Annotated in this window: 15 protein-coding genes and 1 other annotated feature (1 of these 16 running past the window's edge); of the genes, 4 read left to right on the forward strand and 11 right to left on the reverse strand. The window is 29.8% G+C overall.

The window, feature by feature from the left end:
- Positions 1-124, reverse strand: a binding site (T-box leader); it reaches 136 nt to the left of the window's first position.
- A 29-nt stretch (positions 125-153) separates the two neighbouring features.
- Both abc-f and BUA92_RS23760 read right to left on the reverse strand, forming a co-directional pair.
- Positions 154-2,040: a ribosomal protection-like ABC-F family protein gene (abc-f, locus tag BUA92_RS15610; RefSeq protein ID WP_073021058.1), complete on the reverse strand. Its 1,887-nt coding sequence runs from the start codon at positions 2,038-2,040 to the stop codon at positions 154-156.
- A gap of 183 nt (positions 2,041-2,223) precedes the next feature.
- The gene (locus BUA92_RS23760) at positions 2,224-2,355 is read right to left on the reverse strand and encodes a hypothetical protein (RefSeq protein WP_275299576.1); all 132 of its coding nucleotides are present in this window, start codon (positions 2,353-2,355) and stop codon (positions 2,224-2,226) included.
- A 129-nt stretch (positions 2,356-2,484) separates the two neighbouring features.
- On the opposite strand from BUA92_RS23760, the gene BUA92_RS15615 reads away from it, so the two are divergent.
- Positions 2,485-3,240 carry a TSUP family transporter gene (locus BUA92_RS15615; protein WP_073021061.1) on the forward strand — a complete coding sequence of 252 codons (756 nt, stop codon included), beginning with the start codon at positions 2,485-2,487 and terminating at the stop codon, positions 3,238-3,240.
- 95 nt (positions 3,241-3,335) lie between these two features.
- Complete coding sequence (locus BUA92_RS15620; protein WP_073021064.1) at positions 3,336-4,037, forward strand: lysoplasmalogenase family protein; 702 nt, start codon at positions 3,336-3,338, stop codon at positions 4,035-4,037.
- On the opposite strand, the gene desB is transcribed toward BUA92_RS15620, so the two are convergent.
- Both desB and BUA92_RS15630 read right to left on the reverse strand, forming a co-directional pair.
- Positions 4,034-5,092 carry a Delta(10) desaturase DesB gene (desB, locus tag BUA92_RS15625; protein ID WP_073021067.1) on the reverse strand — a complete coding sequence of 353 codons (1,059 nt, stop codon included), beginning with the start codon at positions 5,090-5,092 and terminating at the stop codon, positions 4,034-4,036. The two genes, BUA92_RS15620 and desB, sit on opposite strands and share 4 nt — an antisense overlap.
- A 154-nt stretch (positions 5,093-5,246) precedes the next feature.
- Entirely contained in the window at positions 5,247-6,098 is an 852-nt protein-coding gene (locus tag BUA92_RS15630) for a GNAT family N-acetyltransferase (RefSeq protein ID WP_073021070.1), read from the reverse strand.
- Positions 6,099-6,219: 121 nt separating this feature from the next.
- Here BUA92_RS15630 and BUA92_RS15635 point away from each other — a divergent pair, with 121 nt between their 5' ends.
- Together BUA92_RS15635 and BUA92_RS15640 are read left to right on the forward strand one after the other, a co-directional pair.
- Entirely contained in the window at positions 6,220-7,047 is an 828-nt protein-coding gene (locus BUA92_RS15635; RefSeq protein WP_073021074.1) for a TPM domain-containing protein, read from the forward strand.
- 26 nt (positions 7,048-7,073) lie between these two features.
- Positions 7,074-7,637: a LemA family protein gene (locus BUA92_RS15640; RefSeq protein WP_073021077.1), complete on the forward strand. Its 564-nt coding sequence runs from the start codon at positions 7,074-7,076 to the stop codon at positions 7,635-7,637.
- A gap of 44 nt (positions 7,638-7,681) precedes the next feature.
- Here the strand turns inward: BUA92_RS15640 and BUA92_RS15645 are convergent, their stop codons facing one another.
- The 7 genes from BUA92_RS15645 to BUA92_RS15675 form a co-directional block, all read right to left on the reverse strand.
- Positions 7,682-8,656 (reverse strand): 2-hydroxyacid dehydrogenase, encoded by a 975-nt coding sequence (locus BUA92_RS15645; RefSeq protein ID WP_073021082.1) that lies wholly within the window; start codon positions 8,654-8,656, stop codon positions 7,682-7,684.
- A gap of 97 nt (positions 8,657-8,753) precedes the next feature.
- Complete coding sequence (locus BUA92_RS15650) at positions 8,754-9,782, reverse strand: DUF4179 domain-containing protein (protein ID WP_073021085.1); 1,029 nt, start codon at positions 9,780-9,782, stop codon at positions 8,754-8,756.
- A complete protein-coding gene (locus tag BUA92_RS15655) occupies positions 9,754-10,347 on the reverse strand; it encodes a sigma-70 family RNA polymerase sigma factor (protein WP_073021088.1) in 594 nt (197 codons plus the stop codon). Before BUA92_RS15655 ends, BUA92_RS15650 begins: the two co-directional genes overlap by 29 nt.
- 124 nt (positions 10,348-10,471) lie before the next feature.
- Positions 10,472-11,920, reverse strand: a complete 1,449-nt coding sequence (pdxR, locus tag BUA92_RS15660) for a MocR-like pyridoxine biosynthesis transcription factor PdxR (protein ID WP_073021092.1) — start codon at positions 11,918-11,920, stop codon at positions 10,472-10,474.
- A 14-nt stretch (positions 11,921-11,934) separates the two neighbouring features.
- Entirely contained in the window at positions 11,935-12,831 is an 897-nt protein-coding gene (locus tag BUA92_RS15665) for a D-alanine--D-alanine ligase (protein ID WP_073021095.1), read from the reverse strand.
- A 304-nt stretch (positions 12,832-13,135) separates the two neighbouring features.
- On the reverse strand, positions 13,136-13,657 hold the full coding sequence (locus BUA92_RS15670; protein ID WP_073021098.1) for a cysteine hydrolase family protein: 522 nt from the start codon (positions 13,655-13,657) through the stop codon (positions 13,136-13,138).
- A 14-nt stretch (positions 13,658-13,671) separates the two neighbouring features.
- Entirely contained in the window at positions 13,672-13,998 is a 327-nt protein-coding gene (locus tag BUA92_RS15675; protein WP_073021101.1) for a DUF1904 family protein, read from the reverse strand.
- Positions 13,999-14,036: the final 38 nt, after the last annotated feature.

Here is a 14,036-nt window from a genome sequence, read left to right on the forward strand (position 1 = left end):
AGTTGTTATCTTTCAGAATGCTGCTCAGAGATGTATTCAAATTAAAATCCTTTGCCCCTCTCACCTACCGGGAACTCTCTTTAAAGGTTATCCTAATCCTACTTATTCTCTTCAAAGCTTTTAACCATATATATTTTATATCATTCTAATTTATTAAATCTGCTCTGTCAAGTATAACCACTCTTCCATACAAAGTTCTAGTTCTACTTGTAAATCTTCTTTATTTTTGAAACATTTATTTATTTCTTCGTAGTTTCCTTGAATAGTCTCCATCAATTCGTCCAAGGCTTTTATTTCTTTTTCTATTTCTACTATTTTTTCCTCTAACTTATTTAATTTATAGCTGTTATTTTGAGTGTTATTAGCTTTAGTCTTTTGTTGTTTTTCTATCTTTAAAGGTTTTGTATCTATCTTGATTTCTTCTCTTTCATTTTTCTTAACCTTATAATAATCGTAATCTCCCAAATAGCTGTTAAATTTTCCACCCTCTAAAGCTACTACTCTACTGCTCATTTTATTAATAAAATATCTGTCATGAGATATAAAAAATATTGTTCCTTTAAACTCATCTAAGGTATCTTCCAAGGTTTCTATAGAATCAATATCTAAATGATTTGTAGGCTCATCTAATATTAATAAATTCGCTTCATGATATAAAAGCTTACTCAGTTTTAATCTAGTTCTCTCTCCACCAGACAATCCCTTAACCTTCTTAAATACTGTTTCTCCAAAAAACATATACTTTGATAAATACTCTCTAGCTTTTCCTTCTAATATTTCTATATCTTCTCTAAAACATTCTAATACAGTTAATTCCTCATTATTAAATATAATATTTTGAGGTAGATAGGCTAATTTTACATTAGCACCAATCTCAGAAACTCCGCTGTCTAAAGATTCTTCCTTTAATAATGTCTTTAACAAAGTTGACTTTCCAGAACCATTTGCACCTATTAGGGCTACTCTTTCCTTAAATCTAACTAATAAATCACCTTCATCAAATAGAGTTTTATCCTCAAATCTTTTAGAAGCACTTCTAACTCTAATCACTTCCTGCGCTGACCTATCACCTTCAGTTAGGCTTATATGCATATTTACTTTTTCTGTTTTAGGTTTATCTACCTTATCCATTTTTTCTAATCTTTTTTGCATACTTGCAGCTCTTCTATAGAATTTTTCATTTCCAGAACGATTAGCCCAATCTCTTAAGGTCTTTATGGACTTCTCCATTGAGTTTATCTTTTTTTGTTGTACCTTATACAACTCATATTGCTGCAATAAATTATCTTCTTTTTCTTTAACATAAGCTGAATAGTTTCCTTTATAACTAATGCTTATCAAATCCTCTATTTCTATAGTTTTTGTTATTACGTTGTCTAAAAAATATCTATCATGGGATACTATAATAACTGTTCCTTTATAATTTCTAAGATACTCTTCAAGCCATTCTAAGGATTCCATATCAAGATGATTAGTAGGCTCATCTAAAAGAATAATATCTGGATTTTCTAGTAGTATCTTTCCAAGTACTACTGTAGTTTTCTCTCCACCACTTAATAAATCAAAGCTCCTATCTAAAAAACTATCCTTAAACTTAAGGCCTTCACAAACCTTACTAAGCTTCTCTTCCTTATCGTATCCTCCTAGAACCTCATACTTTTGCTGAAGCTCGCTATATTGACTTAATAACCTAGAAATATCTTCTCTTTCGTCTGACATTTTATTTTCTAGCGACTTCATTTTCGTCTCAAGCTCTAATAATTCTTTAAATGCTATATTTAAAATTTCTCTTACTGTTGAACCTTCTTCAAACCCATGAATCTGTTCTAAATAGCCAATAGAAGCACCTCTCCTAATACTTATACTTCCATTATCAAGATTTTCAGTTCCATAAATAAGTTTTAAAACAGTACTTTTTCCACATCCATTCCTTCCTACTATACCTATCCTTTCACCTTTATTAACTTCAAAGGTTATATTTTTTAGAACTCTATTAGCTCCAAAATACTTTTCTACATTGTTTAATGATAATTCGATCATGTTAAAATCCTCCTTAATTTTAGGCAGGAATGTACTTGTGGAATTTTAAAGTATATTTTTAAATAGAGAAAAATCCGCACAAGTAAAACATTGCCCGGATAAGATATAAAGGTATATAAAAAAACCAGGCAAGGCCACACCCTACCTGGATACTATCTCTAAATAAAAAATATATCTGGTAAACTATGAATTACTCGCTTCTTGCATTGAATATCTAATTTTAGACGCACCTATCCCGTAAACTATAGAATTTGCTGAAATTCTAGTGGAAGTTGCTCTAACTTTTGACATTCTATCAATAAAGCAATTATTCATTTTCTACCCTCCTTAAATAATATATTTGGTTTAATTATAGTGTAAATATAAGTAAAAATCAATATTTAAATAAATTTCTGTGCTATCATAGTAATATTGATATATAAATCGCAGCATAGGAGGAGTATAATGAGCAGCACTTTAATATTTTTATGTATAGCAGGTTTTTTCGCCACTTTAGTAGATTCTATAGCTGGAGGTGGTGGACTTATAAGTCTTCCTGCATATATGCTTACAGGAATGCCTACATATTTAGCCTTAGGAACTAATAAATTTTCAGCATCTTGTGGTTCCTTTACTAGCTCTCTTAAATTTGCAAGATCTAAAATCCTAGACTTTAAACTTTTAAGAATTTTAGTACCTTTTACCTTTATAGGCGCTATATTAGGAGTTAATACAGTTTTAATTATTGATACAAAATATCTTAATGTCATTGTACTTATATTATTGTTATCTGTAGGTATTTATAGTCTATTTTCTAAAACTGCTGGGATGGAGGACAAGTTTCAAGGTCTTACTAACAAATCTATCTTTTTAGGAATAATATTAGCATTTTCATTAGGCTTTTATGATGGCTTTTTTGGTGCAGGAGTTGGATCATTTTTAATATTTGGACTTGTTAAAGTATTTTCTTTTAATTTTGTAAGAGCAAGTGCCAACTCTAAAATCTTAAATTTTACTAGCAATATAACATCATTAGTTATGTTTGCAATAAAAGGACAGATAGACTACAAACTTGGAATTCCTGTAGCTATATTTATGATATTAGGAGCCCAAGTAGGAACAAGAATGGCTTTGGATAAGGGTGTTAAACTAATAAAACCATTATTTGTAACTATGTCTTTAGGAGTGGCCTTAAAGATGCTTTATGAAATTGTTCTATAATTCGTATGAATAGAAACATAGATTAAAGAAAAAAATAGCTGAGAATAGATTAAATCTGTTCTTAGCTATTTTTTATTTCACATAGGAGTTTTGATATGAGCAAAAGTTCAATAATTAAGTCATTAATCTTATTAAATATAACTCTTTATTTTGCTTTTCTAATTATAGATATAACCAATAAAGATACAGGAACCATATACTCCCAATTCTTAAAATATTCAACAATACTACTATGCTTTGTTATATCTTTACTAATAGATAAAGATGGTTTTAACGAAAAAGATACTAAATTTTTGCACATAGCTTTATTTTTCACTACTTTAGCTGACTTGTTCTTAGTTATCTTAAATATACTAAGTCCAGGTCTAATCTTTTTTATACTAGTTCAGCTTACCTATATAAAAAGGCATCTAAGTATTTATAAACCCTCTAAAAAAATAATTTTTCTAGTTTTATTTGTATATCTAGTACTTCTTATTTCTTTGTTTCCACTTAAACCCACCTATATAGATTGGGGTTTATATTTCTTAGGTATAACCTATGGGGTTATCTTAATAACCAGCTTATTAATTGCCTTAAGCACACTAAAAAAGAAATCCTATCCTAAAGAGAACTCAATAATTATAGCTCTAGGTATGTTTTTATTTTTTATGTGTGATTTGAATGTAGGCCTAATGAATATTCTGAGGGGCTATAATTTTTATATAGCTTTTTTAATATGGCTATTCTATTTTCCTTCTCAGCTTCTTCTTTCATTAAGTGGTTTTTCATTTAAATACTTAAAAAGTTTATTTTAATTATCCTTTGCTAGCTTATAGGGTTTAATATTATTACTCTTTAACCCATTGGCTAGGGATTTGTATAATGTTTTTTTATGTGGATCAACTAGTTCTTCATCCTTATAATAAATCCTTGGAGTCTTCCACAAAGCCTTTAGCGCTGCAAATAAAGGCATCTCATGATACTTATCCGGCCAAAGCTCTAATATGTGCGCTTTAATAATAGGATAATGTTTGGGATTTATTCCTGGAAACAAATGATGTTCTGTGTGATAAGAGAAATTAAAATGCAATACATCTAACCATTTAGGTACTGTAACTGTAAGGCTATTTGCTAATGGATCATTTACAGGTACTAATGGATTTAATCTATGGTTTGTTGATATATATCCCATAACTATAAGATTACCAATAAGTACAGGTATTAGATATATATATACCCATTTTTCAAAACCTACAATAGCTAATAATCCAAACCAAAAAGTCCAAGGGAAAATAAACTGAAACCAAGTGCTTATTGACTTTTCTTCAACTAGCTCTTTAAAATACACAAAAAACATTCTAACGGAATGCAGAGTAAAAGAGATGCTTAATGCAGTAAAGCTAAATAACGATCTAAACCATAGTGGAAGTTTATATACTAATTTTATAAAACCTCTTTTATTAAAACTCTCTAAACTCATCCATGCATCAGGATCTTTTTCATCATCTTGAGTATGAGCGTGATGATTAAGATTATGCCACTTAACCCAAAGTCTTGGTCCAACACTTAAAGGTAAAAATGCTATTCCTCCTAAAAAATTTCTAAGCCACTTATTTCTAACAACAGTTCCATGTAATATTTCATGACCTAAAAAGCCCATAGAACCAAAACTAAAGCCTAATATTAAAGCTATAGCTAACTTCCCAATTGTATTTATATCAAATAGAACTACCACTGACATTCCTATGGCCACAACTATAAGATATATAAGTCCCCCGATAAGTCTTGTTGGGGCAGGTTTAAAAATATCTTTATCCAATTTAGGATGTATTTGCTTAGCATACCAACTCATATTATGAAGATCCTTCATATTTTTCACACCTTTCAATAATTACTTTGATTATCAAAGTAATATAATAAATAAATTTACTATATCTTATCAATAATATTTATCACTTGTCAATAGTTATCATTTAATAATTATATTTCATGGAGAAAAAACAGCCATAATTTTATGACTGTCTTTACAATAATTTATACATTTCATACTGTTCTATATTTTGTTTGTTAAATTTTAGCTTTCTCAAAAATCTCTCAAGAGAAGAATTATTAGTAAAACCTATATTGATATTATCTAAATTCAAGTTTTTTGTTGCTTCAGTAAGAAGATTGCTTGCAATGCCTTTTAATCTATATGCTTTATTTACATGCAGATTCCCTATTCTACCTTTGTCATTTATTGAAATACATCCTATTATCTGCTTTTCATCATAGGCTCCATAATAAGAATAATCCTTAGAAGCTTTTATATAGTCAATATCATTTTGCCAAGGAATGTGCAGGTTCTCTTTATTAGAAAAATATTTTTCGTATTCTTCTATAGCTATTATTTTAATGTGTATATCTTTTAATAAATAGTTTTTTATTTCCTGGGAATTTTCTAAAGAAAAATATGAGATATTGTATATGCTTTCATATCCTTGCTTTTTATAAAAGTTAATAGCTCTATCATTTCCTTTTATAACTTCTAGAAATAGTTGTCTACATCCATTTTTTCTACCATCTTCTAAATGTAGTTTGAATAACTCTTCACTTATCCCTTGCCCTCTATAGCTATTATCTACGGCTAATGCTCCACATCTTAATGTCTTAATTCCTTCATAAGATTTTATTCCACCTAAAATTATTCCAACCCCTATTCCATCTTTAATGGCAATATAAGAATTATCTAAAGAGTTTCCCTCAACTTCAAAAAATTTATGAAAAAAATCATCTTCTTTTATTTCAAACTTGATTATATAATCACTAAATCCCTTTATAAATGTCTTATAAATTGTTTGTTTATCTATATCTGTACATTTAATATAATTAATCATTTTATCCTTCCTTAAATATTATAATTTTAATCTTTCTACATACACTAATATTATCATATTAAGATTATTTTCAATATCTAATTGTCCAAATATGGTATAATTAAGTAAAAGGGAGGGTATTATGCGAATATATATTAAGAGATTTCTATTATCATCGTTTTTAATAATATTAAGTTTGTTATCAATAGGATACCCTAGTAAAGCCGCTGAACTTCCTAAGAAACCTACTTCTGAAATATATTTTCAAGATTATGCAGGAATGTTTTCTAGTGGCACTAAAAACTACATTTTAAATGCATCGGAAGATGTTAAAAGCAAAACCACTGCCGAAGTCGCAGTAGTTACAATAAATTCACTAGATGGTGATTCTATTGAAAATTATGCTAATAACCTTTTCAGATCATGGGGTATAGGAGATAAAGAAAAAAATAATGGAGTTTTAGTTCTTATATCTAAAGATGATAGACAATTTAGAATAGAGGTTGGATATGGATTAGAAGGAGCTATTCCTGATGGAAAAGCAGGTACATATCTAAGGGAACTTACTACTAATTTTAAATCTGAAAAATATGATGAAGGTATAACAACTCTATATAATAGAATTATTGGAGATATTGGACAAGAATATAATGTCGATGTTAGCAGTTATACCCAAGATACACCTAAACTTTCTTCTTCAAATTCAGGAGATGATTCATCCTTCTTTAATGTAGGATTAATAATATTTCTTTTATTGATAGGTATTTCCTTCATTGGAAGAGGAGGTCCTGGAGGCAGAGGAGGAAGAAGACGTAGAAGACCTTACAACCATGGTGGATTCTTTGGTGGTGGTTTTTATGGCGGCGGCTTCGGAGGTGGCTCTGATGGTGGCTTTGGCGGCGGTTCATCTGGTGGCGGCGGCTTTGGTGGTGGTTCTTCAGGCGGCGGTGGCTCTTCTGGAGGCTGGTAATTAAATATTTAAGGAGGTTTGCATCAATGAAAAAAGGATTACTTTTTACTATAATAGGATTTGTTATAGTTATTATAATAGCAGTTGGAGGTTATATTGGAACTTACAATAGCCTAGTTTCTAAAGATCAAAATGTTTCTTCTAAATTAAGTCAAATAGACAATCAACTTCAAAGAAGAAATGATTTGATACCTAACCTTGTTGAAACAGTAAAGGGATATACTAAACACGAAGAAAAGGTATTTGGAGATTTAGCTGCTGCAAGAGCTAAAATCTCAGGAGCATCTAGCGTTCAAGAAAAAGCAGAAGGAGATGCTGAATTAACTTCAGCTCTTAGAAGCCTTAATGTTATAGTTGAAAACTATCCAGTACTTAAAGCTAATGAAAATTACTTGAAACTTCAAGATGAATTAGCTGGAACTGAAAACAGAATTGCGGTTGCTAGAAAAGATTATAATGATTCAGTTCAAGTTTTCAATAGTTATAAAAAGAGATTTTTTGTGAATATGTTCTTTGGTGGAAGATACCCAGATAAAGAATACTTTAAAGCTGCAGAAGGAGCTACTGAAGTTCCTAATGTTAATTTCTAGAATATTAAAAGCTGTGCACTAGAAAATTCTATGCACAGCTTTTTTTATATATTTTTAAGTTCTGGAACAATATTTGGAGGAACTTCTCCACACACACCTTTTATAAGATTCTCAGCTCCCACCTTAGCCATTTCAAAACGTGTTTGATCATTAGATGAGCCTATATGAGGAAGTGTTACTACATTGTCTAGTTTAAGTAGAGGATTATCCTTTTCTACAGGTTCCTTTTCAAAAACATCAAGACCTGCTGCATATATCTTTTTATTCTCTAAAGCATCGATTAATGCTTTTTCATTTACAGTTTGACCTCTAGATGCATTAATAAATATAGCTGTCTTTTTCATTAAATCAAATTCTTTATATCCTATTAATCCTTCTGTTTCCTTTGTTAGTGGAGTCATTAAAACTATAAAATCTGAAACCTTTAAAAGCTCTTCCATATCACTATATTTAGCACCTAGTTTTTCTTCAACCTCTGGTTTTCTGCTTCTATTATGATAAATAACATCCATATCAAAGCCTAATTTAGCTCTTTTGGCTACAGCTTCACCTATTCTTCCCATACCTATTATTCCTAGAGTTTTATGATGTACATTTAAACCAAACAGATTTAAATCATCTCCTCTTTTCCACTTTCCATCTTTAACATACCTATCTAACTCAGGTATTCTTCTTGAAGCAGATAAAATAAGTCCAAATATTAAATCTGCCACAGTGTCATCTAAAACATTAGGAGTGTGAGTCCCTATCACATTTCTAGCTTTCATAGCATCTAAATCAAAATTATTATATCCAACAGATATATTGCTAACTATCTTTAGATTTGGTGCGTGACTTAATAACTCTTCATCTATACGAGTTCCAGTAGTTATTAACCCATCTTTATCTGAAAGCTTTTTATATAGTTCTTCTCTTGTTCTTTTTTCATCTGAGTCCCATTTTTCATAGTCACAGTACTTACCTATATACTCTAATATTTCATCTGGAACCTTTCTTGCAATAAAAACCTTTGGTTTCATAACTATCCCTCCTGCTACAACTAATTAATAATTTAATTATAGCATAATGTTAATTTTTAGCACAAAGAGTCTGTACATTAAATGTACAAACCCTCTTTTAATTTAGCTCTACTTCCATAGAGCTTATATTTTCATCATTATCTGTGTATTCTAGAATAAATTTATTAGGAATAGTAGTGGTTGGCTCAAATTTATATAAAGCTTTTGCACTATATATTAAAATTTCACTGCCTTCATAACTGTACGCTCTAGGTTTTAATTCTATTCCGTCTTCAGTTTTAAATTTGAGTTTAGTATAATCAAACGCCCCATCTCCTTTAAGAAGCATAGCTGTAGAAATGGGAGAAATACTTATTTTTTCAAAAGTTAAAGTCATATTTTTATTGTCTACATCTTTAATTTTAAGTTTTTTATCTATATCATAGCTCTTAATATCTTTATTTATTTTTTCTTTACTCATATTAAAAGAAAAATCCCAGTTTCCTGCTATATTATTGATTTCATTAAATTTTATATCTATGGTAAAGTTCTCTGGAATCTTGGTGTCTTTAATGCCAAAATCATTTATGACTTGGACTGTATGCTCATCTATAATTCTATGGCTACCACCAGCTCCCCCTAAAAATTCTTTGTTATTTAAGGTAATACTTGTACCTGGTGTATATGGAAAGGGATTATCTGTAGCTTTATTATTAATTAAATCTTCAATATTTTCAGGTGTCTTTATAGTATATATAAGCTTAAAGCTAAAGTCATCCATAACAGCTTCATTAATTGTAACTTCATACTCCTTATCTACTATACTCTTGTTTATTACCTCTGTATAATTGTCAAAATCCCCACCGTAACCATATCCGAACTCATGAAATAAAGTATTTAGAACAGGAATGTTATCGGCAAAAGCGGAAATCTGAGGGGAATATACAGTAACTACTCCAGCTAAAAACACTACCATAGCAGCTCCTACTATAATCTTTTTAGAATTACTTTTTCTATTTTTTAAACTTTTATGGAGATTATTTTTTATTCTCTTTTTTGCCAACTCGTCCAGCTCTATATCTAATAAATTTATACTTTCCATGTCCATATCTATATCATTAAAGTACTCGTACAGGTTGTTTTCCATTACTATATTCCTCCTTACTATTAGCTTGTAATTTTAGTTTCAAGAAACGCCTTCCTCTTGATAGTCTTGAATCTACACTCCCTCTAGCTAGATTTAAGGATTTGGCTATATTATTTATAGATTCATCAAGAAAATATCTCGTTATAAATATCTTTTTATCTAAGGGTTCCATTAAATCAATATATTTAAGAAGTTCTGTACTATTTTCTTCATTAATCAGTTCTTCTTCAACTGATAAATCTGAGATAAGCACACAATCATCTATATCTGTAGTTTTCTTAGCCTTTGAAATTTTACGTTGATAGTCTATAGCCTTGTATTTAGCAATAACACAAATCCACTTGGGGAACTTAGACTCTTCTCCTGAAAACTTGTTTATATTATTCCAAATATTTAGAAGCACATCATTTAAACATTCTTCAACTATTCCGGTGTCTCCATAACTGCCAATAACATTATAAATTACCTTATACAAAAGATTTCCATATACATCTACTAATAAATCCAAAGCTTTGGGATTTTTAGATCTTAATTGAGGAAGCAAATTATCCTTGCTTATTTTCATAACAGAAAAACCTCCTTGGTTTATTTTGAGCTGCTCATATATATAAACGAAAAGACCTATTAATTTCTTGCAAGAATTATGAAAAAAGTCCCAAAATCTTAATTTTGAGACTTAATTCTAATACCTATATGTTTTTAATTGAATTAATAACTTCCCCAATTACCTTAATCCCTTTTTCTATATCCTCTTCACTAACTCTAGAAAATCCTATTCTAAAGGTATCTTCTCCTCCTCCGTCAGTATAGAAGATATCTCCTGGAGTAAAAACCACTCCTTTTTCATAACATTTTTGAAGAACTTCTCTTGCATTTATCCCTTTAAGTTTTATGAATATATGAAGTCCACCTTCTCCAGTTATGCTTTTATAAGAAATATATTTATTAACCTGTTTTAAAGTAAATTCATATTTGTCCTTATAATGTTTTCTTACCTTTTTTACGTATTTATCAAAAGCCCCACTTTTCATATAATGATAGAGTATTCCCTGGTCAATAAAAGAACTGTGAATAGTTCTAGCTCTTTTAACGCTTTCTAAGGTATCAATTAAGTCTTTATCTCCAAATATCCATCCAAGTCTTAAGCCTGGAAAAAGTATTTTAGATAAGCTCCCTACATACACAACCCCGTTTCCATCTGTACAAAAAGAGGCTAAAGAAGGTACTGGAGAACTGGTATATAAAAGCTCTTCATTAAACCCATCTTCTATAACTGGAATGGAGTGTTTTTGAAATATATTGAGTACTTCCTGTCTCTTTTCTCCATTCATAACTATCCCTGTAGGATTGTGATAAGAAGGTATAATATATGCAAATTTAGGTGAAGTATTTTCTAGCGCCTTCTCTAAGGATTTAGTATCAATTCCATCCTCATTCATAGGAACTCCTATAATATCTAACCCATGGGCTTTCATTATTTTTATTGCTGTATTATGAGTAGGATTTTCACATATAATCACATCTCCAGGCTCTGTTAATGTATTTATTATTATATCAAAACCCTCTGTAAAGCCATTAGTTACAAGTATATCTTTTCCTTCAGTATTGATTCCTTTACTTTTCATATACCCCATCAAATATTCTAATAAAGGTTTATACCCTTTTGCATATCCATAGTTTAATATCTTATTCCCCTCTAAAGATATTACATCTAAAAAGGCTCTTTTAAATTCTTCTATATCAAATAAATTTTCCTCCGGTGCAATGCTTTTAAAGGAAATCATATTTTTTTCCCAAGGAAGTTCAGTTTTTAATATATCCATACTTTCACATATAGTGCCGTAACTATTAATTCTAGTTCCCCAATCAATATTAAATTCATTTTTAGGTTTAGAAGCCTCTATAGTTACAAAAGTTCCTTTGCCCCTTGAACTTTTTATTATTCCATCTATCTCTAGATTTTCATAAGCAACTACTACAGAATTTCTACTTATATTTAAAAAACTACTTACCTCTCTAGTAGATGGAAGCTTGCTACCTTTTTGAATCATTCCTTTTTCTATACTTTCTTTTATATGATTTTCAACTTGAATATATATAGGCTCATCTTTATTAAGTTTTAGAGATGAAAATATCATCTACACTACCCCTCTCAAACTAGTGAATATTCTATAATCTTATCTAATAATTCACTATACTCCATATTTGCTCCCTTTGCACTTTTAGGAAAAAGTGAGTTTTTAGTCATTCCTGGTAAAGTGTTTATTTCGAGTACATAAGGGAGCCCCTTACTTACTATAATATCAATTCTTACATATACTTTACAATTAAATATATCCCAGCATCTTTTTCCTATCTCTTCAAACTCTGTTTGTAATTCTTTAGGCAAGGTTACTAATTCCTCTGTTGCTCCATCATCTGCATATTTTGATACATAATCAAAAAACTCTGTATCAGATTTTATTAAAAGTATAGGGAAAACCTCTCCATTTAATACTGGTATAGTATACTCTTCGCCTTCTAAATATTCCTCTACTAATATTTCTGTAGAATATTTTAATGCTTCCAGTATACTTTTTTGTAGTTCTTCTTTATTTCTAACTATTGATACCCCTATACTAGATCCTCCAGCATTAGGCTTAACCACCATGGGATAACCTAAAGCTTCTAAATCCTCTATGCTGGAGTTTTTATTTTTTAAATTTATTTTTATATCTTTAGCTACCCTTATTCCTTCGCTTTTTAATATTCTCTTAGTTTGCTTTTTATCCATACAAAGTGCACTAGTTAAAACTCCACATCCAGAATAATTCATTCCTATGCTTTCTAATAAAGCTTGAATACTTCCATCCTCTCCAAACTCACCATGCAAAGCTAAAAACACAAAATCCAAACCTTGAACTTTTTCTATTACTTCTTTTTTTGAATTTATTATTATAGGAAAAACCTCATATTTATTTTTATCTAAATTTTTTATTATTCCTTCTCCTGATTTTAAAGACACTTCTCTTTCTGATGATATGCCTCCCATTAAAACTCCAACCTTCATTTATCTTCACTCCTATTAATTATATTTTCATTACAATTATATTCGTATTAAGAGCTTTACTTAAAATCCACTTTTATAGGAATTTTCTTATGAGGTGGAGAACTTCTATTCTTAAACTTTTTTTCCACAGCTTTTTTAAAACTTTTGTACAATTGTACAGCTGTACAATTTTTCTTCTGTACACTTGTACAGCTGTACAATTTTTCTTCTGTACACTTGTACAACTGTACATCTGTACATCTGTACAAAATATTTTTTCCAAAATAAAAATAGCTAAAACCTTAAGTCTCAGCTATTTTTATATTTAAAATATTATATCCTCTAAATTCTTTAACTCCCCAAAGGATCCCCATGTTCTCTCATGATGTTTTATTATATCCTCTGCCTTTAATACTTCTGTATCAAAAGTTGTATGGCAACCTCTCACAAATGTATTTTTATATTCTTTACTAAAAGCTGCTCTTATTGTTGTATCTACACAGAACTCAGTCTGCATACCAACTATAGTCAATTTCTCTATACCTTTTTCTTTAAGAACCTCTTCTAAATTAGTTTTAAAAAATGAATCACATTTAGTTTTAGCAACAACAACTTCATTTTCTCTAGGAGTTATCTCAGGATGTATATTCCAAGTTTCTGTCCCTCTTTTGTATGGACTATCATAGTCTACAGTATGTTGAACAAAAATAACTGGAGTTTCTTTTTCTCTTGCTCTTTCTAAGAGGGTTTTTATGTTAGCTAAAGTTTCCTCTCCTCTATATACTCCCCCGTCACACATAAACATAGCCAGTTGTACATCTATAATTAATAAAGCTTCCTTATTCATCTTCTTCCCCTCCCTTAAAAATGTTCGCCATTTTCATAGTACTTTTTCTCTTCAAGAGCAGTAAATATAACGTCCACTTCTTTATATCCAATGGAATTTATGTTTTTAGTAATGATTTTTGCAGCTTTATCTTGAACATCTTGACCCCTGTCAAACCAGCCTACTTCAACTATTGGACTTCCTTCAACATAGGCTCCATCTTTTATAAATTTTGATTCTACAACCTCTAAAGAAAAATAACTTCTTGGACATTGTATTAAATCCTCTAATTCATCTATTAGATTTTTACTAACTGTAATTAGTTTTCTACCTTCTATAGCTTTAAACTTTAATAATGGCATAAATTTTCACCCCTACTTTAATTTAAATATAATTAAAG

Origin of the sequence: Clostridium intestinale DSM 6191, from assembly GCF_900130055.1 — a bacterium.
GTDB classification, from domain to species: Bacteria; Bacillota; Clostridia; order Clostridiales; family Clostridiaceae; genus Clostridium_T; species Clostridium_T intestinale.